The following is a 21474-nucleotide window of genomic DNA, read 5'->3' as shown; positions in this document are numbered from 1 at the left end:
CGCATCTCATCCTTTCTGGGCAGGAACGGTGACCATCAACACTGTTCCTTCTCCGCGTTTGGAATAGATCTTCAGTTCGCCGTGCAGAGCGGCGATGCGTTCCTTCATCGATTGAATGCCGAAGCCGTATTCAACCTCATCGCAGCCGGCTCCATTATCGGTGACCGTCAAGGCGACCTTGTCGGCAGAGCTGACCAGGCCCACATCGATCGAGGCCGCCTGACCGTGGCGCTTGGCATTGGTCAGCGCTTCCTGCAGGCAGCGGATCAAGGTAAGCTTGGCATGCCGGGACAACTCCGCATCTGGACCGGATTGCCTAACAGCAATCTGGGTGCCGGTATGGGAAGCGAAGGCATGTGCGATCCGCTCCAATTGCGGGTACAGCTTGCCTTCTTCCAGATCAGGGGCCAGATGGTGGATATGCTTCCGCACTTCCTGCAGCCCGTTGCGGGTCACCTCGCGCAGCACCTCCAGCCGTTGTACAGCCTTGTCCGGATCGGTTTGGATCAAGTAATGCACGGCATCCATGCCCATGATGACAGAGGTGAACGTATGGCCGACCGTGTCGTGCAGCTCGCGTGCGAGCCGATCGCGCTCCTCCAGAATGGTGAGCCTCTCGACCTCTTGCGAATACTGCTGCAAAATATTGTTTTGATTCTGAATCAGCAAATACTGCTCCTCGTTCTCCTTGAGCAGCTGCTTCATCTTCTGGTTCGATTCCATGATGCGTCCCAAGGTAAAGCCGATGCCGAACATCAAGAAATAGACAGCGTACAGGTCGAACATATTTACGATTTCGAGATCGTGAATAAGCAGCGGGTATGTGGCCGGCAGCAGCAGGACAAATACGGGAAACGTCCACAGCAGATCGCGTTTCTGCCCCAAATAGCCGACAATCAGCACCGAAATGATGACGTAAGAGACCGGTTCCTGGGTTTCGTAGATCATATAGGATTGCGCCGCGACAGAGGTCAGCAGCACAGTAAGAGCGAACAGGCCAGGCTTTACCGATCCGGGATGCCAGAACAAGAGCGGCAAGGCGTAACACAACACATTGAGCGCAGCTGTTTGCAAAGCGGGAGGGTTATGCAAGGACTCGGGCGCCAAGAATAAATAAAAGAGTCCCACACTCATCCACATGGTATAGATACAGAACAGCACCCAATCCACCCAGTGCCATTGCTTGGGCTCATTCATAGACAAGAGCCTCCAATCCGTTCAGGATAGCGACATAGCTTCATTGTACCTGAAGCGTACAGACAGGCATAGTGAAATCAGTCATATTCCAAAAATGTGACCAGGCTCATGTAGACAGCTCCGACGGGCGGCTGATAATATATAACTCAAATTCATGAGGAGGATGTAAGAATGAACGAATCGGGTACACCGATTGTACAGCTCCGCAACGTCAGCAAAAAAATCGGAGGAAAGACGATTATCGATAAACTGTCCTTTGACGTGCCCAGGGGGGAAGTGTTCGGATTTCTTGGGCCCAATGGCGCGGGCAAAACAACGACCATTCGCATGATGGTCGGGCTGATGTCCATTACGGAGGGCGAAATTATGATTGAGGGAGCCAGCATCGCCAAGGATTTCGAGAAAGCGATCCGGCATGTAGGCGCCATAGTCGAAAACCCGGAGATGTATAAATTTCTGAGCGGCTATCAAAATCTTCTGCACTATGCGCGGATGCGGGAAGGCATTGCCCGTGAGCGAATCGATGAAGTCGTTTCCCTGGTCGGCTTGTCGAACCGAATCCACGAGAAGGTGAAGACTTACTCGCTCGGCATGCGGCAGCGTCTGGGGGTAGCGCAAGCGCTGCTTCACCGGCCTTCCCTGCTCATTCTGGACGAGCCGACGAACGGTCTTGATCCGGCGGGCATACGAGAGCTTCGCGACTACTTGCGCAAGCTGTCGCGCGAGGAGAACATCGCGGTGGTGGTCTCCAGTCACTTGCTGTCCGAAATGGAACTGATGTGCGATAAGGTCGCGATTATTCAGAATGGCCGGTTGATCGATGTGCGTACAGTCAAGGGCGATCAGCTGGAAGGCTCAGCTGCTGTTGTGCAGCTCGAGGCGGAGCCGTCCGAGCAAGCGCTGGAAGTAGCCAGGTCCTTCGACGAGTCCGCTGCGGTGAGAAGCGGGAAACTGGAGGTTGCCTTGAAGCGGGAGGACATTCCGAAGCTGAATGCGCAATTGGTAGCAGCGGGCATTCAAGTGTACAGCATTCAGGCGACAACGAAATCGCTCGAGGACGTTTTCCTGGAAATGACGGGGGGTGACCAGATTGCTTAATCTGATTCGCAATGAGAATATGAAGATTTACCGGCGTCCGCGTACCTGGATCATGCTTGGCATCGTTCTTGGCCTCTATGCGTTTGTCGTGTTGATGATGTTTTTTTTCACCAATGAATTGTCGGACTATGATTGGCGGGAACGCTACGAGCGCGATCGCCAATATTTAAGCCAGGATATTGACAATGTGCCGCCTGCGGCAAGAGAACAGCTCCAGCATGAGCTCATGAAAATCGAGTACGCGCTGGAGCATGATATTCCGCCGGTCAACGCAACCATGTGGGGCGGCGTATTGGATTCGACCGGTTTTATCATGCTGGTGACCATCATGACCGTCATTGTCGCCGGGGATATCGTTGCGTCTGAATTCACTTGGGGGACGATCAAGATGCTCTTGATCCGGCCTGCATCCCGCGCGAAGATTCTGCTGTCGAAATATTTGGCTTCCTTCCTGTACGCCTTGTTTTTGCTGGTGGCCCTGCTCGTCTTCTCAATCGCGCTGAACGGCGTCCTGTATGGCTTCAGCGGTTTTGGCCAGCCGCTTCTGATTATCAATGGAGCAGGTGACGGCGTGAAGGAAGTAAGCTTGTTCGGGCATGTACTGAAAGCCTACGCGTTGTCAACCGTGGAACTGATTATGATCGTGACGATGGCGTTCATGATCTCGTCGGTATTCCGCAGCAGCGCGCTTGCGATCGCGTTTTCCATCGTAGCGCTGCTTATGGGATACTTGGTCACGATTAATCTGGCCATGTTCTTCGACTGGGCCAAGTACCTGTTGTTCGCCAATACCGATTTGACGCAGCATCTGGAAAATCGCCCGATCGTGGAAGGGATGACGATGGGCTTCTCGATCACGATGCTGGCCTTGTACTTTATCGTCTTCAATCTCTTGTCCTGGCTAGTCTTCACGAAGCGGGATGTCGCGTCATAAAGAAAGCCCGGCAGCGAGGAACTGAACGTACTTGCGAAAGTTCCACGCTCTGCAAGGTTTTGTATAACGCAGAACGGAGCTGTCTCCCACTCATCGATCATCTCTCCTGAGTGTGAGGCAGCTCCGTTGATGTTTGCTTAAGCATTACTGCGTCTTCGCTTTCTGTTCCTTGGTTGCTGCGGCCTCCTGAAGCATATGGCTCTTGCCTTCGAAGAAGGCGCCTTCTTCTATAACCAAAGCATGGCAGGAAACATCGCCGCGCAGCGAGCCGCCTTGCAGGATCGAGAGGGTGCCGGATGTCTGGACATTGCCGATCACCTGTCCCGCGATCCAAACGTGGCGCGCCTGCATGTCGGATTTGGCCAGCGCTTGCTCGCCAATTGTGATGTCTCCCTGTGTCTCGAGCTTGCCGCTAAAAGTGCCTTCGATCCGAATGCTGCCGGTGCTGCGCAGCACGCCTTCTATTTCTGTGCCTTGGCCTATGAGTGTGTCCAGCTTGCCTTCGTCCGGTTTCTTGCGTCCCAGCATTGACATAGGCATTAATCCTCCCGCGAGCTCTTCATGTACGGCTTGGGGTCTACAGATTGTCCGTTGACAATGACCTCGTAGTGAAGGTGTGTCCCCGTACTTCGTCCCGTTGAGCCCATCTGTCCGATGATATCGCCCTTCTCTACGCTTTCCCCTTGCTCGACCGTAATTTTGCTTAAATGCATGTAATGGGTTTTGATGCCGTTCGAATGATTGATGATGACATTATATCCTTCCGACCGGCTGTATCCTGCATGGGTAACGACCCCATCTGCTGTAGTGTAGACGGAAGAGCCGTGAGAGCCTGCAATGTCTATGCCGGAATGAAAGCTCCATCTGCCAGTGAATGGGTCCTTGCGCGTGCCGAAGGTAGAAGTGACCTTGCGGTAAGCCGTCGGCCAGATGGAGGGCGTAATGCGCTGCAAATGCTGATACGCCTCCACCTTTTCCTTCGCGTCCTTCAGGCTGATCGACAAGTCATCCAGCTCCTCGCTCAACGACTCGAAAGAATGTCCCGTTTCATCAAGGATAGCCAGCATATCGGCATCGTCCAGCGGATGGTCCTGCCCTCCGATCCCATTCTGGCTGTCTGCTTGCCGCAAGCCAAGCTGCGGCTGCAGTCCGGAAATGCCGTGGGAAAGAGTGGAGAACGCCGATGCGATCGTGACGGGCGGATTTTTCGATGCAGCTTGGCTGGTCTCTGCAGGTTGATCCGGGTTGGCTATGCCTCTCAATTCATTTTCCAATTCTCTTAATTGCTGTACTTTATGTTGGACTTGCTCGGCTTGTCGGGACACCTCGATCACGTTATTGTGCAGGTGTTGGATTTGGCGGTCCTTGTCGGCCGCTACCATCTGCAGCTCTGACTCTTTCAGGGCTAGCAGCTCGGTAAGCTCTGCATTATATTGTCTGGTTAATTGATAGTAATGAACTTGCAAGATGACCAAGGCAATCAGCCCGAGAATCGTTGCCGGAACGGACCAAAGCACAAGCTTCGGTATGCGAAACTGGCGGCTCTGCTGATCAGCTTCGGGCACCATGACAAATGTGAGGGTATGGCTCCGCTTCTTCTTCATGCTTCCTCCTGTGCATTCACAACCGTTTATCGTCAGAGATTTCTCCTGAATGCGAGATACTCGCAACAAACAATATTCGTCACAAGACGGGAAAAACCTTCCTGCTGTGCGATTTTTATTCGATTTTTTTCACTTCGCGCACTTCACTGTAGCTGCTTGCGAACGCGAGCAGCAGCAAACAGACATAACCTAATGCGCAGGCATCCCCCACCCAGGCATGGGTTTTGGCCAAGAACAGCGCCGGGAGGAGGATGGCCGCGGCTGCCAGCAGCAGCGCCGTCGTTCGAACCAGGCCGGGGGAAGCATGATCAGTGTCATTGCTGCTGCCGGCGGTTCGTCGGAACAGTACGGCCAGCAGCAGGATGCCGAATAGGACGATCTGAACCGCAGCTTGATTCAGCACGTTAGGCAGCATGCTGAAAGCGAACACATCGATGACAGAATCGAAGGAGAAGTAGCTGGCGAACAACAGGAGCAATCCGAGCGGTATGTGGAACCGGTTCATGCTCCGATGACCGAAAAAGCTGGACAAACCGTATAAGATGGCGGCGAAGGTCAGAACAGATTTCATAGTGGCAAACGGTACCCACACGAACAGGATGAAAATTTCCAGCCGATCCAAAAAATCCGTCAGCTGCAGCTGCTCGATCATAGTAAAAGCCGGGTAAGTCAAATCCGACGCAAGGTCTTCCCCGAGCACATTGATGATCAGAAGCAAGATGGCGGTAAGCAGAATTGTGCTGATTAGAATCCCTTTGCGCAGGGCAACGTGAATGGCTGAAGCGCGGGCAAGCGTATGTAAAAAAGCGCCCATGATCAGGAGGTCGCCGAACGAGGCTGCCTGAATCAGGCTGGACATCCCCAGTCTGCCTGGGTGTACGACCAAAAAAGGCTCCAGTCTCGAAAGGTTCATATCCCCGGTCAACAGAAAGGGGGTAATAAGCGTAAATAGGACCATGAAGGGAAAGATCAGCTCTATAACACGGGCATGGTCTTCTATAGACAAGCTGGCGTAGTATACAGTAGCCAGAACCAGCAAGAACAGGATGATTTCAATCGGGGTGGCCCCGAGCAGAGTAGATTGGGAAAAGAAGGCTATAAGCTTCAGATCACGGATCGCAATCAACAGGAAATGCGCGATGAGCAGTCCGTTCAGCGCCCCGCCCGCCCAGCGGCCGGCAGCTTCCCTAGCGATCTCAAAGATATTTTTTCCGGGATAACGAGCAGCCAGCATGGAGAATAGCGCTGCTACAGCAAATGCATAAATGGCAGGCAGGATATAGGACAGCCAGGCATCCTGGGAGGCGATGCGCGGCAGCTGTCGGGTCAGCGTGAACAAGCTGGTGCCGACGAGCAGGACAGTCACCATCCAGGCAAACTGGCGGATTGAAATTCGTTCGGTTCGCATTAGCGTTCCCTCCTTATCCGGCGGACTCAGGATTCCTCGATATAGCTGTGTTGAAACCATATAGCAAGCCTTTTATACAGATCGTTCGGCATCCAGGGCTCATAGTCCAAGACGGCGCATAAGTAGAGGAACAAGGAAACCCCGAGGATCGCTCCGGCGAGCAGGCGCTCCCCCCGGCCGGCTTCCTTGAGCTTCCCGAATCCCCACAGCGCTGCTCCAAGGAATAAGAGGGGCACAAGCAGCATAAACAACGGGTTCAAGGCGAAACCTCCTTTTTCGTAACATTGTCCGAGATCATGCCGAGTTTGCTGATGGTGGCGTTTACCTGGATATCAAAAGGAATTTGCGCAAATTTCTCGTTCCAGTCGTCCTTATAGTGGTCCAGCCAAAGGCTTGGAAAATGGCGATACACCATTGTACCTGTTCCGAGCGCGTCCGAGCCGTGCTTTTGCAAATCCTTCAAGGCGGCGCGCATATTGGATTCGATTCGCTCCTCCAGCGCCCGGGCTAGCCTATCCAATCCATCAGGATCGTCCAGACTGGCCTCGGACAGGTTCTCCAATACCTGGGCCTGCAACTTGGCGTCGATTGAAACATGCACCCTCCCGTTGCGAAGGCTGGGTTTGATGTCGCTTTTGCCATTTTGAATCTCTAACGACACATGGCCTTTATGAAAGGGAATGGTCTCGCTGTACGGATTCACTGAATTCATGAGCCATAACAAGCCGAGCGCTTTGTCTTGCTTCAGCGTTCCTGCCATTCGGTCATTGCGGAAGAAGGCAAAGCCCTGGAAGGCCGCCTCTTGCGCGTCCAGGTTCGGATCTTGAATTTCGCGAAGATCCAGGTATGGCAGCACGGCATCCTTCCCGTCGGAGGCTAAAGCGAGCGTAGCATCCTTAATGTCCGAGGGGATGGCGCTTTGCATGGTGATGATCTCCCGGATGGCCTCGCCGGTAAATCGCTCCAGCTTCGTATCAGCACTCATCACTTCACACGCGCTTCCTTGGGTTATCACAATATAAGCTGACATCCGGTTTTCCGGAATGCGTACGACGACGTCGAACAAGTCGGCCAGACCGCGTCTGGCCAGCTCTTCCCCGACAAGCAGCACGCGTCTGTGGGCGAAAAACAGCTGGCGCGACATGCTCTGCTGCAGCGCCCCGGACGCATCGCGCACGGTTTGGCCTACTGCGCTGTTGGTGTAGTAAACTTTGTCGCCTCCGGTACCGCCGCCGCCGCCGGAAGGCCCGCCCAGCTGGCCGGTCAGCGCCACTTCTATGCATTCGCGGAATTTGCCTCCGGGCGCGGCGTCGAGAGCGGTCATCATGACGATGGCAATATCGTTGATCTCTATGCGGTCCCAGCAACCGGTCAAAAGCACTGCTGTCAGGAGCAGCACGATCAGGGTGCGGATGGCTCTATGTTTCATGAGTCTCTCTCCTGTTCGTCATGCGAGATGCGCCCGCCTCGCTGTCCGCCCTGCTGGCGGATTTCCTCGGGCAGCTCCGGGCCTTGCCGCAGGCGGTTCTGCACAGGCAGCATCAACGGTCTGCGACGGATCAGCCACAGCGGCTTGCGCAGCAGCACGTCGCGCAAATCCCCCGGGATCAGCGGTGCAACTGGCGCCATAAAGGGGACCCCGAAGGAGCGCAGCGACACCATGTGGCCGAGGAGAAGCATGCCGCACAAAATCATGCCGAAGACGCCGAACAGCGAAGCGGCAAAAATGAATGGAAAGCGCAGCATGCGTATGGTGATGGCGAGGTTGAACTTGGGCAGTGTAAAGGAGGCGATGCCGGTGATGGAAACGACAATGACCATAGGAGCGGATACAATACCGGCTTGAACAGCAGCCTGGCCAATGACGAGCGCGCCCAGAATGCTGACAGCCTGTCCTACGGTCTTGGGCAGGCGGATGCCCGCCTCGCGCAGCGCCTCGAACGTGACCTCCATAATCAACGCTTCGACTACGGCCGGGAACGGGATGGATTCGCGTGCAGCCGCGATGCTGAGCAGCAAGGTTGTCGGAATCATAGCCTGGTGAAAGGTGGTCACGGCCACGTAAAAGGCCGGTGTCAGTAGAGCAATGAACAAAAAGATGTACCTCAGCCAGCGGATGAAGTACCCGACCGGCACTCGTTCATAATAGTCCTCGCTCGCCTGCACCATCATCCAGAAGGTGACCGGCACCAGCAGCACGAACGGTGTGCCGTCCACGATAATTGCGACACGCCCTTCGAGCAGGTTGGCCGCCACAGTGTCGGGCCTTTCGGTATACTGCACCTGCGGAAACGGCGAATAGGAATGATCCTGAATCCATTCTTCGATATAGCCAGTTTCGAAGATTCCGTCGACATCGATTTTTTCCAGCCGGCCGGTCACTTCCTTCACCATGTCCGGATCCGCTATAGACTTCAAATAAGCAATGCCGATATTGGTATTGGAGCGCTTGCCGATCGTCATGGACTTGATTTTCAAGTCGGGGGTGCGCAGCTTTCGGCGCAGCATGGACGTGTTCGTGCGCATATTTTCAATGAATCCCTCGCGCGGGCCGCGAATGGCGGCCTCCGTCTCCGGCTCGGAGATGGAGCGGGTGTCGGGACCGCGGATGCCGAGCAGGATCGCCCGTTCTTCTCCGTCAAAGAACAGGGCCGTATCGCCGCTCAGCACAGAAAGCAGCGCATCCTTGTAGGTATCGACAGATTGAATTTGCGAGACAGGAATGTCGGCTTGCGCAAGCATGTCGTTCTCCACGCGCGCCAGATCGCTGTTCATGATGAACCGCATCGTATCGTTGACGGTCTCTGTATGGACCAGACCATCGACGAACAGCATGATCGCCTCAGTCTCATCGGTCAAGCGAAACGGGCGGATGACAATATCCGAGCATTCGGAAAAGAGCTCTTGCAAGTGATCCTTGATTTCCGCGAGGGAATGTTCAATCTTCCTATCGTCCATATCGGCGACAAATCGCTCGTTTGCGCGCTCCAGCCGCTCAACCTGCGTTTTTTCAGTTTTCTTCTGCAGTTTGCTGCGTCCAAACCATTTGTAGGTCATGAGGTTTGAATCCCTCCCGAAGATTGGGTATGCGTGCAAAAAAGGTTTGGCTGTATAGACCAGCGGGCATGCTGATAGAGACCATGCCTGTTGCATAAAAAAGGAGGAAGATTGTTGGTCTGGTTGACTTCGATTTTGTGCATCTATTTGTTTCAGATCGTAACGATCGTGCTTCTGGAATACCGGCGTCCTTCCAAGGCAGTGGCCTGGCTGATTATCTTGTTTATTTTTCCTCTAATCGGATTTGTTATGTATTATTTTCTGGCGCAGGAATACAAGAAGCGCAAGCTTGTGCGCAAGAAGGAGAAACAAGCGCTGAATTTGGATGAGAAGAAAGAGAGAGTATACACGCAGGAGCCCGAGAGCGCGGCATCCATGCGAAGTGAATTTTTGCGGAAGGAACCCCGTTTGTTTCGCCTGCTGGACAGCTTTCCGGAGGCGCCGATCACTTGCCGCAACGAAACGACGGTGCTGACGAATGCGGAAAAGACCTATGCGGCCATGCTGCAAGCGATGGAGCAGGCGCAGCATCATATTCATGTGGAAAGCTATATCGTTCGCGATGACATCATAGGCCGAACGTTTCGCGACGTACTGGAGCGCAAGTCTCGGGAAGGCGTTGAGGTGCGTGTAATCGTAGACGGAGTGGGCAGCTATCACCTGCCCTCTGATTATCTGCTCAGCTTGCGGCGTGCGGGCGCGAATGCAGAAATATTTTTGCCGCCTTCGCTGGCTTTTTTCGATAAGCGGATGAACTATCGGAACCATCGAAAGATTGTAGTTGTCGACGGGAGAGTCGGCTTTGTCGGCGGGATTAACATTGGCGACGAGCATTTGGGGGCAGACGCGAAGCTCGGATTTTGGCGTGATACCCATCTGCGGATTATAGGCGAGGCCGTGCACACGCTGCAGGACACGTTCTTGACCGATTGGTTTTTCGTCAGTGGCGAAACGGTAAGCGGCGATGTTTATGTACCCCCTTATGCCGGGACAGGCGAGGAGGAGGTGCAGATTATTACCAGCGGTCCGGACAAGCATTGGGATGCCATACTGGAGATGTATTTCGCCGCTATATGCGCTGCCAGGGAGAAGGTTTATTTGACCACGCCTTATTTCATTCCGGATGCCAGCATCGGGATGGCGCTCAAGGTTGCTGCAGCCAGCGGAGCGGATGTGCGGATCATTATTCCGGGAACGCCGGATTCGAAGCTCGTGCATTGGGCTTCGCTCTCTTATCTGGAGGAGCTGATGGAGGCCGGTGTTCGCTTTTACCAATATCAAAAAGGGTTTGTCCACGCCAAAACGATGGTTGTCGACGATATGCTGGCTTCCGTAGGGACAGCGAATCTGGACTTGCGCAGCTTTTTCAGCAACTTTGAACTGAATGCTGTATTGTTCCATGGCGAGTCGATCCGGCGCTTGGCGGAGGATTTTGCTCAGGATTTGCGGGACAGCAAGCAGGTAACGCTGGAAGCGTTTCGTCATCGTCCGCGGTTGGCGAGAGGAAGGGAAATGGTAGCCAGGCTGCTGTCCCCTCTGCTGTGAAGGAGAGCGGCTGCCCCGATGTGGATCTGCGTTTCAGGTCAGCGCGGCACATTAGTTGGCTTTTCGGCTCTCCTGCAAGTAGTGCTGAAGCACTTCGATTTGGGGAGCCAGCTCCTCCATAACCCGCTGCTCCATGAGGCTGGCCACCTCTTGGGCTGTGAGCGAAGAGTCGTCCTTTTCCTCAGTCCAAACCTCCCGCCAGATCCGATTGGCCTTCTCATCCAGAGGCGTAAAGGTATAGGCCGGCATGCGCAGGATGAGCTCTCGGACAAGCGGCTCCAGCTTCTGTCCGCCGAAATAGGCGTTCGGGCTGCCGGCATCTGCGTGCAGAAGCTCCTCGATATAGCGGCTGTAGCCGGTTGCCAGCCATTCGGCTGCTTGCCAGGCAGCATCCTTGTTCGCGGATTTGGCCGCAATCGCTACGGCTGAACTGCCCGACCAGCCGTATGCGTTGAACGGCAGCCTCGTTATGCGCCAGTTGCCGCTTTGCTCGGGAGCCAGCTCCTCCAGCATGTAGCGATACCAGTAGCCGGTATGGAACATGACAGTGTCTTCACTTTGAATGGAATTGTTGTTCTTGTCAAAGATGTTGCTCATGGAAGCCAGCTTTTGATTTTCAATCGCCCGCCCCAGTTCGATCGCCCGCGCAATTTGTTCATTATTGTGCGCAAAGGACAGCTCGCTATCGAAGAAAGACGTATTTTTGCTGAAAATATCTAATGGATCGCTTCCCCAGGCAATGCTCCATTGATTGCGCTGTTTCAGCGTTTGGGCGATATGCAGCCAATTGTCAGGCTCCTCCATGAATCGGGCCAACGCTTCCGGTTCGGCCGGAAGTCCGGCTTCTTGCATCACGTCATAGCGATAATAGGTGACGGCGGGATTCATATCGAATGGCAGAGCAATCAACCCGGCTCCGTCCAAGGTGCGAAAAGGCGCCAGAATCGATTCGGGATATGGCTCGAGCAGTGATTCGGCTTCATAGGGAGAGGCCGCCAGGTCTTCGAAGGCTAGCGAATCATTGAAGCTGCCTAACCAAGCGGTCTCGAGGATGAAGATATCCGGTACTTCATCGCGGGTCAGCGCCTTCTTGTACAGGTCGATGGCCTGATAATAGGAGGCGACCTGGAAGGATATATCCAAGTCTGGCAGCAGCTCGCGAATCTTGGCGCGGTTCCTCTCCCCCAGGTCGTAATAGGACCAGATTTCGAGCTTGTCCGAAGCTTCTGTTGCGTGAAGTGTCGCTTGTGATGGAAGGTCGCCATGCCCGGGCTTAGGTACGGCCTGCTCATGGCCTGGGGAAATACCGCCGCATCCCGCCAAGAGCATAAGCAAGCCTGCGATGATCCCTTGAAACCAAAGCCTCATGCTAGTCCCCCCTAATCTGCCTTCGTTTTGATTCCTTCTGAAGCCGGCGCAGCAGCTGTCCGAATTGCTCGGCATCACACGGACGCCCAAGCAAGTATCCCTGCATCCTGTCGCAGCGGTGCTGGATGAGGAAATCCCGTTCGTCCTCTGACTCGATGCCTTCGGCTACAACCTTCAGACCCATGCCGTGAGCCAGCTCAATAATGGCGCGCACGATGGAACGGTTATGCGTATTCTCGCCAATATTGCGAACGAAGGAGCGGTCGATCTTCACCGCATGCACCGGGAATTGCTGCAGCTGGGACAAGGATGAGTAACCGGTGCCGAAGTCGTCTATGGATACCGAGACGCCCATCGCCTCCAATTCGCGCAGCACTTGTCTGACGTACTCGGTATTGTGGATGATAAAGCCTTCTGTAATTTCAAGTTCCAGGTACTGCGGTTCCATGCCTGTCTCGTTGAGAATGTCACAGATATTCCTGATCAGATGAGGCGAGTGGAATTGTCTGGCAGACAGATTCACCGCCACATGCAGGTTTTCCAATCCTTCATTCTGCCAGGCTTTGTTCTGCCGGCAGGCTTCGCGCAGCACCCATTCACCGATCGGAATGATAATGCCGGTCTGCTCAGCTATCGGGATGAAGCGGGCAGGCGATATCATGCCTCGCTCCGGATGATGCCAGCGAATCAGCGCCTCCATTCCGCGTATGCTGCCAGTCCCCGCATCTACAATCGGCTGATAGTGCAGGACGAACTCCTGGTTTTCCAGCGCGCTGCGCAGGTGATTCTCCAGCCAGAGCCGATCGGTGATTTGCGCTTTCAGCGAGTCCGTGTACAGCGCATAGCTGTCTCCGCCGCTTTCCTTGGCTGAATACATGGCTGAATCGGCCTGCCTCATCAGCTCATCGGCGGTCTGTCCGTGCTCCGGGTAGAGCGCGATGCCTACGCTGGACGTAACGCGCAGCTCATGGGGCTCAATGCTGATGGGTTGGCGAATCAGCTTCAGTATCGATTCGGCGGCGGCTTCCGGCGTGATCTCCTCCTGGCCTTCCACTACCATGACGAATTCGTCTCCGCTCAGGCGAAACAGACGGACACGTTCGCTTTGCATCGCGGACAGCCGTTTGGCAACGACCTGCAGCAGCTGATCGCCCAGGGCGTGGCCCAGAGAATCGTTTACCTGCTTGAATCGGTCCAGATCGAAGAAGATGACCGCTATTTGCTCTGAAGGCTTCCGGCTCTGGAACATCTTCTCCAGCTCCTTCTGCATGCTCGGCCGATTCTTCAGTCCGGTCAGTGAATCATAGTAGGCAAGCCGATGGGCATGATCGAACATTTCCCTTAGCTCTGCCGACACGGCCTGGAAATTATGGACCAGGGAATCGATTTCAACCATGCCGCTCTTCTTCCACTCGATAGACGTGCCGTTTTGCAATCGGCTCGGGATACCGGTCGTAGCAGCCGCCAGCCGGGAAAGCGGCTGGAAGAACACACGCTGGAACAGCAGGTTGAGCAGCAGGATGAGCAGGCTGAAGTTTAGCAGAAGGCTTAATTTCGCTTCCAAGCTGGCGAGATGCTCCTTAATGTAAGGAGCATAGGGTGCGATCAGGACGAACTTCAGGCGTTTCGACGGCTGAATCGCTTCCTGGATCAAGTAAGCATGGAGATAGCGTTCCAGCTCATGGGGAAATGCGCCCCGGGGCAGCCACTGCCAGTACGTCTCCTGCTGGACGATCCGCTCGCTGCCCGCTTGCCACAAGAATGGTTCGCCCGCTTGCGGGAAGTCAGACGAGCTGGCAGCCAATATGCGATTGTCTGCGGTAAGAATAACGAATTCCGAATCGGTCTCGCTGGCGATCTCCTCCAGCCATTTGCTGATCATGGTCGACTCCAGTCGGCTATGCAGCTGCAAAGATGTGATCGCTTCGGCAGATATCGTATCGAGATAGGAGCGCGCACTCTGCATCTGCGAGTGGAAATGGCCTTTGATCGATTGGGAGATAGCGGCTTCTCCCCGGTACCCGGTATAGGTGACGTAGATCATATAGGGAATCAGGAGAACAGCCAGCGTCAGATGAATCATCATCCGGGAAAAATAGTAACCGGAAACACCGGCCTTCTGTTTGGAGGATTTGCGGCCAAGGGGCACGTAGGCCAAACAAATATCAGCCAACAGCACGCATATCAGCGCGACGATCCATTCGATCTGCAGCAGAATGATGCCAACCTGATCGAACCGGCCATTCTGCCAAACATAATAGGCGGCCAGCAGCGGTCCTCCGGCAGCGATCCAATACAGCGCGCTGCCTAAGATCAACCCTTGCGGCTGCTTGCGTATATACCAGCAAAGCCAGGCAATGTGGGCAGTGTGGATCAAAGCGGGAACCCAGTCGAGAGCGCCTGTGATCGAGGCCACGGAATAGGTGGCCAGTGCTCCGGCGAATGCGGCCCTTGCCTGGTAGCGACCGACAAGCAGGATTAAGAACAGGCTGCCGGCAAATAAATCGATGCCTAGAAACCATTTGCCGGGGAATAAGGTAAGCGTTATGGAACACGCGAGGAGCGCTCCATACACCACTCGCTTGATGTTGCTGTTAGCCGGTAACGTTGCTGACTGCATAGGGATCCTCCGTGTAAATCATGGCAACAAGGCGGCTACAGGTACAAAGCACGGGGAGCATAGCTGAAGTCGAGTAAGAGGAGGCTGCAGGAGATGCAAGCCTTGCAACTGATACCCGTTCGGCGGCCCGGCGACCATAGCATGGCGATGCTTTAGGTCCGTAGCTTTGCGTCCCGTGCTTTCGCGCGGTTTGCCCTTATCGCTGGTATGACGTCATCTTCATCATTCCTTACACGTATTCGCCAAAAATCGTCAAAAACCTTCTTTTTCTGCGACTATCATCATAGGACCTAGGAACTAACTTTTTTTGGGTCGTCAGCTGCTTCAGCGGAATCGAATTTGATGTTAACTATCCGATGCTGCTGCTACACCCTATACCTTTTTTCAGCCTTGCATATTGCCAAAAAATCCCCCTTGAAATAAGAATATATGTTCGGTATTCTGTATACACTATACAAGAACAAATGTTCCGAATTGGAGGTCCGCCTATATGATTGCAAAAAAGCAACTTCAGGTAAAAAAGAACGAAATCATTGGCTGGAAGTCTGTTGAACCCCGTACCCTGAAGATCGTCCAAAGCTGATCGGAGGTTCGATATGAAGGAGCGAGTCATCATGTTGGTCGATGGGCTTAGTTTTTACGCATCTATAGAGAAGGCAGCGCATCCTGAATATCGCGATAAACCGGTTGCTGTCGGAGATCCGGCGCGTAAAAGCGGGATTATTCTCGCTGCATGTCCGGCAGCCAAGTCGCAGGGAGTTACAACGGCTGAACGCGTCGGAGAGGCGCTGGCTAAGTGTCCGGAATTGGTCGTTATCCGCCCGCGGATGCAGACGTATATTTCCGTCTCTTTATTTATGACGGAAATATATGAATCCTTTACAGATCAAGTTGAGCCGTATTCAGTTGATGAACAGTTTCTTGACGTGACAGGGTCTTTGTCGTTATTCGGCGGTTCCGCCGATGAGATTGCTCGCCAAATTCAAGCGCGGGTTCAACTTTCAACGGGTATATGGACGCGCGTTGGGATAGGTCCCACCAAAATCCTCGCCAAAATGGCCACGGACAATTTCGCAAAGAAAGTCCCCGGAGGCGTATATACGCTTTCGAAAGATAATATCGAGTCTGACCTTTGGCCTTTGCCAATCCATCAGATGTTTATGGTGGCTAGCCGCATGACTCGCCACTTCGCGCACATGGGGCTTCTTACAATTGGTGATATCGCCCGACTGGATCTTGGAGAATTCAAGAGACGCATGCGTTACGAAATGGGGAAGCAGAGCGACATCCAGGCGGAGTATTATTGGCAAACTGCTAACGGAATTGATCCGAGTCCGGTTATCGCAGGCATGCGCAAGCAAATCAAGGTGATTAATAATGGGAGAGCTCTGAGATGGGGGAAGTACAGGACGATGGAAGATATCGAGCCCCTTATGCTCGAACTCGTGATCGAAGTTTGCCGCCGCGCACGTCGATACGGATATATGGGACGGGTTATAAGCGTGGCAGCCGCTGAAACAGACGGATACAGATCGTCAAGTTTCGGCAGGCAAGTGACGTTGTTTCGGCCAACTTACTTGGAACATGAAGTCGGTGCGGCTGCATACTCGTTATTTGCAAAATATTGGAGACGCATGCCCATTACCCATTTGCATATTACGCTCACTGGACTTTCCGCCGATGATGTGTATCAACTGGACCTGTTTGAGGATCGGGAGAAGCTTATTCTCCGCTCGAAAACAATTGACCAAATCAAGGATCGTTTCGGCCCGGCTTCTATTGTTCGAGCGTCGTCTCTGATGGAAACGGGTCAGGCTTATGAAAGGGCGGCTCAAATAGGAGGTCATTGGGCATGAGCAAACTGGACGGCAATGGCCGTTGGGAATCGAAAATGGCACTCACAGAACATGTGGAGCAATACGAAAAACGAAACCAACCTAAAAATCTTAATCGCCCAACAACAGAAGAACTCGCCATGATTCGAGATTTTATCCTGTTGCCTCTTATGTTGACTATGGTCCAAAAGGCAGCAGACGACATCAAGAATTCACCCAATATTCTGCGCCGGCATTTCTTGTTCTCAACACAAATACTAATGAACCGAATCGAGAAAGACATGTACCTGCTCCGCAAAGAACTAACGAGACGAAATATCAAGGTCATGACTGAAGAGCAGGTGGATGTAGTGGTGTATCACAAAATTATCTGCAGAGGGTATGAGGAGCGGTTCGGGATGGTTCGCGATGTTGTAAGATCGGAAATCAGTGTGCGGTTGACCAAGTATCTGAATGAGATGTCTAAGCTGCTTGAGAGCTACGGGAAATAATGGGGGGCAGCAGTATGCGGTTGCGAAAACAAATTGCGGAAAGCGGGGCAGCAGTCCAACGAAAACGTGCCCGGAGTCAGGTTCAGGCCTGCTCCTGATCTGCCAGCGGCCCCTGCATGTAGGCGGCCAGCCGCCTCTCCGCCTCCGTCCGGACCAAGCTCCACAGCATGGAAAAATGACGATGGTAGCCGCGGCATACGTAACAGGCCTCCAATCCCTGAGACGTTCGCTTCATCTCATAAATCTTGATTCCACGCCTCTGCAGCTGCCGCCGCACATGAACGAGATCGGCATGGATCTGCTCCTGCGTGCGCCGCAAGCTGGAGATGTAGACCCGCGGCATCTTTAATTGGAGGGTATCGAGCGTCCGCATATCCCGTTCCAGCACATCGATCAGCACAGGGTACAGAACTGCCTGCTTGACATGCTGCAGATCCGCAGGCGTTTCTATCGGCGCGCGATTCATCCGATTCGCCGTCCTGTCGCCGGTGCGGCCGCCAAGATTTGCTCAACGCGAAATACGCGCGGCCCCTGCTGCTTGTGGCAAAAAGCGCGGATGATGCCGTCATCGACGCGACGCACGGTAATCAGCCGCTGGGAGATGCGCTGAAGACGATCGATGTAAATGATTTCGATCGTCTGGCCGACGTATTTGCCCAGCTTCAATCCCATAGTGGTTCCCTCCCGAATCTTGACAAAATGCGAACGCACGTTCTTTATTCGTATATACAGAATACCGAACAAATATTCGCATTTCAAGAGGTCAATTGTGGAAAACATCAATTTGTGCGCTTGCCGTGCGCGGGCAGCCGATTTGCGACGGGCGGCGTGACCCGTGTGGGGGAAGCCGGGCAGGATTCGGACAGAAGCATACAGAAGTAGATGGGCACATGCAAACGCGCAGATGTCCGAACGAAGCAGACTTGGAAAAAGTGGAAGGGGAGGCGGAAGCATGTGTGGCAGATATACGATCACGGTATCGGTGGAGGAGCTGATAATGCGTTTTTTCATCGATCAGGCGAATGTTCCCGAGCATGTCCCCCGATATAATGTAGCCCCGGGACAGCTCATCCCGGCAATTGTGCATGACGGAACGAAAAATCGGCTCGGCGAATTGAAATGGGGGCTGGTTCCGAATTGGGCGCAGGATGCAAAGGGCGGATTCAAAATGATAAATGCCCGCGCCGAGACCGTGCGCGAAAAGCCGGCTTTTCGCGCTTCCTTCCAGCGCAAGCGGTGCATTATCCCGGCGGACGGATTCTACGAATGGAAGGAGACGAAGGATCGGCGCAAGCAGCCGATGCGCATCGTATTGCGGGACCGCTCCTTGTTCGCGATGGCGGGCCTGTACGACACGTGGATGGCTCCGGACGGAAGCAAGCTGAGCACCTGCACAATTATTACGACTGCGCCTAATGCGCTGATGCGCGACATTCATGACCGGATGCCTGTTATTTTGCGGCGAGAGGATGAGGCGCTCTGGCTGGATCGCCGGGAAAGCAATGAAGACCGGCTGCTGGCTTTGCTGCAGCCGTATCCCGCCGACGAGATGGAAGCTTATCCAGTGTCGCCGAAGGTGGGGAGCGTCAAGAATGACGATCCCGATTGCGCCGAGCCCTGGGGGGGAGAATGAAAGTTCAGCTGCTGCACGCACGAAAGCCGTTAAGCTTGACGGGCATGCGTCCATCGGCGTCCGCGGTCCCTTGCAGCCGCTCCTTGAGAGGCACAGCAGGGATGATGGCCGGCAGCCGTGCGGCTTCTTGACAGGTGCCCTCTGCCGGCGGCCCTTGACCGATTTGCATCCGGTAACCCGCAGGTAACTTACTTACGCGAAGGTCACTCATTTTGTTTTTGCGGCAGCGGGCGTATAATGGTCTGCGCATGGAGTCTTGTGAAGGATTCCGGGGAAGCATGACAGCAGAAATCAACAGAGTGGAGTGATAGCAGCATGGCGCATTTGAACGAACCGTTTGTGGTCAAGGGCATGGAGTTGAAAAATAGAATCGTGATGCCGCCGATGTGCCAGTTTTCCGTATTGGCCAAGGACGGCACGCCGAATGAATGGCACTATGTGCATTATGTGTCGCGGGCAGCGGGAGGCACGGGGCTGATCATTATCGAGATGACGGATGTGGAGCCGGACGGGCGCATTACGGATTACGATCTGGGGATCTGGTCGGATGCGCATGTGCCGGCTTTTGCGCGAATCGTGAAGGAGGCGCAGAAGTACGGGGCCAAGGTCGGCATCCAGATCGGACATGCCGGCCGCAAGGCGCAGCATGCGCTGACCCCGGTAGCGCCCTCGGATTTGCCGCCGTTGGACAGCCCTCATCCGGCCAGAGCGCTGACTCTCGAAGAGACGAAGGCGATGGTGAAGAAGTTCCGGGATGGCGTACGGCGGGCTGTCGAGGCTGGCGTCGATACCGTGGAGCTTCACGGCGCGCACGGATACTTGATCCACCAGTTCCATTCTCGCCTCACCAATCGCCGCGAGGATGAGTACGGACAGGATTTGGCGCGGTTCGGGGTAGAAGTGATCCGAGCGGCCCGCGAGGTCATGCCGGTCGACATGCCGCTATTGATGCGGGTGTCAGCCATTGAATATGCCGACGGTGGCTACGATCTCGGCCATATACTGGAGATATGCGCGAAATATCGGGATGCGGGTGTAGACGTATTCCATATCAGTACGGGAGGCGAAGGATTGCCGGGCAAGCGCAAGCCGGGCAACTATCCGGGCTACCAAGTCCCGTTCGCGCGCGAGATCAAGCATGCGCTGGGTGTGCCGGTTATTGCCGTGGGCTTGATTGATGAGCCGAAGCTGGCGGAGACCGTTGTTGCCAGCGGCGATGCGGATCTGGTTGCGGTCGGAAGAGCCATGCTGCAGGACCCGTATTGGGCGATGCATGCCCTGCGCGACCTGGGTGATCAAGCGGAGCTGATTCGCCCTTACGCAGGCGAAGGCTGGTAAGCCGCCTTAGGGCTAGGGCGCATAGAGCCGAAGATTTCCGTTAGCGATAGCACAAAAAAAAACGTCCACCCATCGAGAAAAGGGTAGACGTTATTTTTTTTGCGCAGCTGGTCAAAGCCAAGCCGCTATCCGCGATGGACGTTGCCCGTCTCCAGGCTCGCCGCCGGCTGGCGCTTCTTCCACAGCAGCGTCATGGCCGCAGCTGCCAGCGCCAAAGCGCCGCCGAAGACGAAGCCGCCCGACAGTCCGGCCAGTTGGTTCAGACTGCCGGCGAGGAACGGGCCGAAGAACATGCCGATGGCATACACGGCCTGATAGAAGCCCATCGCCGTGGCGCGCTTCTCCGAGGCGATATCCTGAATGGCGAGCGTCAGCAGCAGCGGCAAGTGCAGCCCTTGCGCCGCCCCGTTCAACGCCTGTGTAGCCGTCAGCCAAGGGAAGGAAGGCGTCAGCGGGATGAGCAGCGTGCAGATGGAGCTGCTGACGAAGCCGAACGCGATCACCTGCCAAATGCCGAATTTCGGCGCCAGGTAGCGGCCGGTAATGTAGGCGAGCACCGCATGCGGGACCATGAACGCGACGGACAGCCACGTGAGATGCTCCTTGCTGGCCCCGATTTCCAGAGCGTAGGAAGGCGTGAAGCCGAACATGGTGATGAACAGCACACTGTGCGCCAGAATCGACAGCACGGAGGCGCGGATAACCGTAGGCTCCTTGACGACCTGCGCCAGATCGCGAGCCCGAATCGGCGTGCGGTCGATGCCGCCCTTCGGCTCGGTGACGGCGAAGGCGACCAGCATCCCGATCAAGCCGATGGCGCCGCCGGCCCAGAAGGTTGCCTTGTCGCCGAACCGTTCCGCCAGGATGCCGCTCGCGCCCATGCCGACTAGCTGTCCCGCCGCCGTGGCAAAGCTGATGATGCCCATCGCGCGGCTCGTTTCATGTTTGCCGAAGTAAGCGGCATACAGCACGGTAAAGGCTACCCAAGTGGACGCCGAAACGCCGGCGATCGCCCTTGCGGTTAACGCGCCGCCGATGTGGTCGGTCACGGCGAACAGCAGGCAGCTTAGCGCGCCGGTGAGCATGCCGAGCAGGATGAACGGCTTGCGTTTTTTCATGCGGTCCGAACCGATGCCGAGCGGCAGCCGGACCAATATTTGGACAAGTCCATAGCTGCCCAGCACCATGCCGACCAAGGTATAAGATGCGCCTAATGTTTCCACATAAGGTGCCAGAATAGGAACGTACGTATATAAGGAAGCCCAGTAACAAAGCGTCACGATCATGAAAACGGCATGAATGCGGGGCGTGGCGCGAAAGGAATCGGTTTGCGCGTCTATGCTCAT

At 54.8% G+C, this 21474-nt stretch carries 20 protein-coding genes and 1 riboswitch; of the genes, 7 read left to right on the top strand and 13 right to left on the bottom strand.

The annotated features are described in order from the left end of the window. Window positions 1–6: 6 nt before the first annotated feature. Window positions 7–1197, bottom strand: coding sequence for a sensor histidine kinase (locus XYCOK13_RS10120; RefSeq protein WP_213412027.1), 1191 nt, complete (start codon window positions 1195–1197; stop codon window positions 7–9). A gap of 171 nt (window positions 1198–1368) precedes the next feature. Between XYCOK13_RS10120 and XYCOK13_RS10115 the strand changes: the two genes are divergently transcribed. Both XYCOK13_RS10115 and XYCOK13_RS10110 read left to right on the top strand, forming a co-directional pair. Next, complete coding sequence (locus XYCOK13_RS10115) at window positions 1369–2295, top strand: ABC transporter ATP-binding protein (protein WP_213412026.1); 927 nt, start codon at window positions 1369–1371, stop codon at window positions 2293–2295. Continuing rightward, on the top strand, window positions 2288–3229 hold the full coding sequence (locus tag XYCOK13_RS10110; RefSeq protein WP_213412025.1) for an ABC transporter permease: 942 nt from the start codon (window positions 2288–2290) through the stop codon (window positions 3227–3229). Before XYCOK13_RS10115 ends, XYCOK13_RS10110 begins: the two co-directional genes overlap by 8 nt. A 144-nt stretch (window positions 3230–3373) precedes the next feature. On the opposite strand, the gene XYCOK13_RS10105 is transcribed toward XYCOK13_RS10110, so the two are convergent. The 6 genes from XYCOK13_RS10105 to XYCOK13_RS10080 all read right to left on the bottom strand — a co-directional run bounded on the left by XYCOK13_RS10105 (window position 3374) and on the right by XYCOK13_RS10080 (window position 9298). Beyond that, window positions 3374–3763 carry a bactofilin family protein gene (locus XYCOK13_RS10105; RefSeq protein WP_213412024.1) on the bottom strand — a complete coding sequence of 130 codons (390 nt, stop codon included), beginning with the start codon at window positions 3761–3763 and terminating at the stop codon, window positions 3374–3376. A 5-nt stretch (window positions 3764–3768) separates the two neighbouring features. Next, entirely contained in the window at window positions 3769–4833 is a 1065-nt protein-coding gene (locus XYCOK13_RS10100) for a M23 family metallopeptidase (protein ID WP_213412023.1), read from the bottom strand. 115 nt (window positions 4834–4948) lie between these two features. Further along, window positions 4949–6241, bottom strand: a complete 1293-nt coding sequence (locus tag XYCOK13_RS10095) for a GerAB/ArcD/ProY family transporter (protein WP_213412022.1) — start codon at window positions 6239–6241, stop codon at window positions 4949–4951. A gap of 26 nt (window positions 6242–6267) precedes the next feature. Then, window positions 6268–6501, bottom strand: coding sequence for a hypothetical protein (locus XYCOK13_RS10090; protein WP_213412021.1), 234 nt, complete (start codon window positions 6499–6501; stop codon window positions 6268–6270). After that, complete coding sequence (locus XYCOK13_RS10085; protein ID WP_213412020.1) at window positions 6498–7670, bottom strand: Ger(x)C family spore germination protein; 1173 nt, start codon at window positions 7668–7670, stop codon at window positions 6498–6500. The genes XYCOK13_RS10090 and XYCOK13_RS10085 overlap by 4 nt, the downstream gene beginning before the upstream one ends. Beyond that, window positions 7667–9298, bottom strand: coding sequence for a spore germination protein (locus tag XYCOK13_RS10080; protein ID WP_373314376.1), 1632 nt, complete (start codon window positions 9296–9298; stop codon window positions 7667–7669). Before XYCOK13_RS10080 ends, XYCOK13_RS10085 begins: the two co-directional genes overlap by 4 nt. A 114-nt stretch (window positions 9299–9412) precedes the next feature. Between XYCOK13_RS10080 and cls the strand changes: the two genes are divergently transcribed. Next, on the top strand, window positions 9413–10843 hold the full coding sequence (cls, locus tag XYCOK13_RS10075) for a cardiolipin synthase (RefSeq protein ID WP_213412019.1): 1431 nt from the start codon (window positions 9413–9415) through the stop codon (window positions 10841–10843). A 51-nt stretch (window positions 10844–10894) separates the two neighbouring features. On the opposite strand, the gene XYCOK13_RS10070 is transcribed toward cls, so the two are convergent. Both XYCOK13_RS10070 and XYCOK13_RS10065 read right to left on the bottom strand, forming a co-directional pair. Beyond that, window positions 10895–12211: an ABC transporter substrate-binding protein gene (locus XYCOK13_RS10070; protein WP_213412018.1), complete on the bottom strand. Its 1317-nt coding sequence runs from the start codon at window positions 12209–12211 to the stop codon at window positions 10895–10897. A 1-nt stretch (window position 12212) separates the two neighbouring features. Next, a complete protein-coding gene (locus XYCOK13_RS10065; protein ID WP_213412017.1) occupies window positions 12213–14831 on the bottom strand; it encodes a putative bifunctional diguanylate cyclase/phosphodiesterase in 2619 nt (872 codons plus the stop codon). 118 nt (window positions 14832–14949) lie between these two features. Further along, a riboswitch (cyclic di-GMP riboswitch) is annotated at window positions 14950–15036 on the bottom strand. A gap of 391 nt (window positions 15037–15427) precedes the next feature. On the opposite strand from XYCOK13_RS10065, the gene XYCOK13_RS10060 reads away from it, so the two are divergent. Continuing rightward, window positions 15428–16687, top strand: a complete 1260-nt coding sequence (locus tag XYCOK13_RS10060) for a DNA polymerase IV (protein ID WP_213412016.1) — start codon at window positions 15428–15430, stop codon at window positions 16685–16687. Beyond that, window positions 16684–17157, top strand: a complete 474-nt coding sequence (locus XYCOK13_RS10055) for a YhjD family protein (RefSeq protein ID WP_213412015.1) — start codon at window positions 16684–16686, stop codon at window positions 17155–17157. Before XYCOK13_RS10060 ends, XYCOK13_RS10055 begins: the two co-directional genes overlap by 4 nt. An 82-nt stretch (window positions 17158–17239) precedes the next feature. Here the strand turns inward: XYCOK13_RS10055 and XYCOK13_RS10050 are convergent, their stop codons facing one another. Together XYCOK13_RS10050 and XYCOK13_RS10045 are read right to left on the bottom strand one after the other, a co-directional pair. Continuing rightward, a complete protein-coding gene (locus XYCOK13_RS10050) occupies window positions 17240–17623 on the bottom strand; it encodes a YhjD family protein (protein ID WP_213412014.1) in 384 nt (127 codons plus the stop codon). Then, window positions 17620–17829: a hypothetical protein gene (locus XYCOK13_RS10045; RefSeq protein WP_213412013.1), complete on the bottom strand. Its 210-nt coding sequence runs from the start codon at window positions 17827–17829 to the stop codon at window positions 17620–17622. The genes XYCOK13_RS10050 and XYCOK13_RS10045 overlap by 4 nt, the downstream gene beginning before the upstream one ends. 280 nt (window positions 17830–18109) lie before the next feature. Here XYCOK13_RS10045 and XYCOK13_RS10040 point away from each other — a divergent pair, with 280 nt between their 5' ends. Continuing rightward, window positions 18110–18790 carry an SOS response-associated peptidase gene (locus XYCOK13_RS10040; protein ID WP_213412012.1) on the top strand — a complete coding sequence of 227 codons (681 nt, stop codon included), beginning with the start codon at window positions 18110–18112 and terminating at the stop codon, window positions 18788–18790. Between the two features lie 4 nt (window positions 18791–18794). Here XYCOK13_RS10040 and XYCOK13_RS10035 read toward each other — a convergent pair whose 3' ends face one another. Then, window positions 18795–18959, bottom strand: a complete 165-nt coding sequence (locus tag XYCOK13_RS10035) for a hypothetical protein (protein WP_213412011.1) — start codon at window positions 18957–18959, stop codon at window positions 18795–18797. A gap of 146 nt (window positions 18960–19105) precedes the next feature. Between XYCOK13_RS10035 and XYCOK13_RS10030 the strand changes: the two genes are divergently transcribed. Further along, window positions 19106–20128: an NADH:flavin oxidoreductase/NADH oxidase gene (locus XYCOK13_RS10030; RefSeq protein WP_213412010.1), complete on the top strand. Its 1023-nt coding sequence runs from the start codon at window positions 19106–19108 to the stop codon at window positions 20126–20128. 125 nt (window positions 20129–20253) lie between these two features. On the opposite strand, the gene XYCOK13_RS10025 is transcribed toward XYCOK13_RS10030, so the two are convergent. After that, window positions 20254–21474: an MFS transporter gene (locus tag XYCOK13_RS10025; protein ID WP_213412009.1), complete on the bottom strand. Its 1221-nt coding sequence runs from the start codon at window positions 21472–21474 to the stop codon at window positions 20254–20256.

Source organism: Xylanibacillus composti (genome assembly GCF_018403685.1).
In the GTDB taxonomy this organism is placed as follows: Bacteria; Bacillota; Bacilli; order Paenibacillales; family K13; genus Xylanibacillus; species Xylanibacillus composti.
This window is presented reverse-complemented; position numbering and strand designations above follow the sequence as displayed.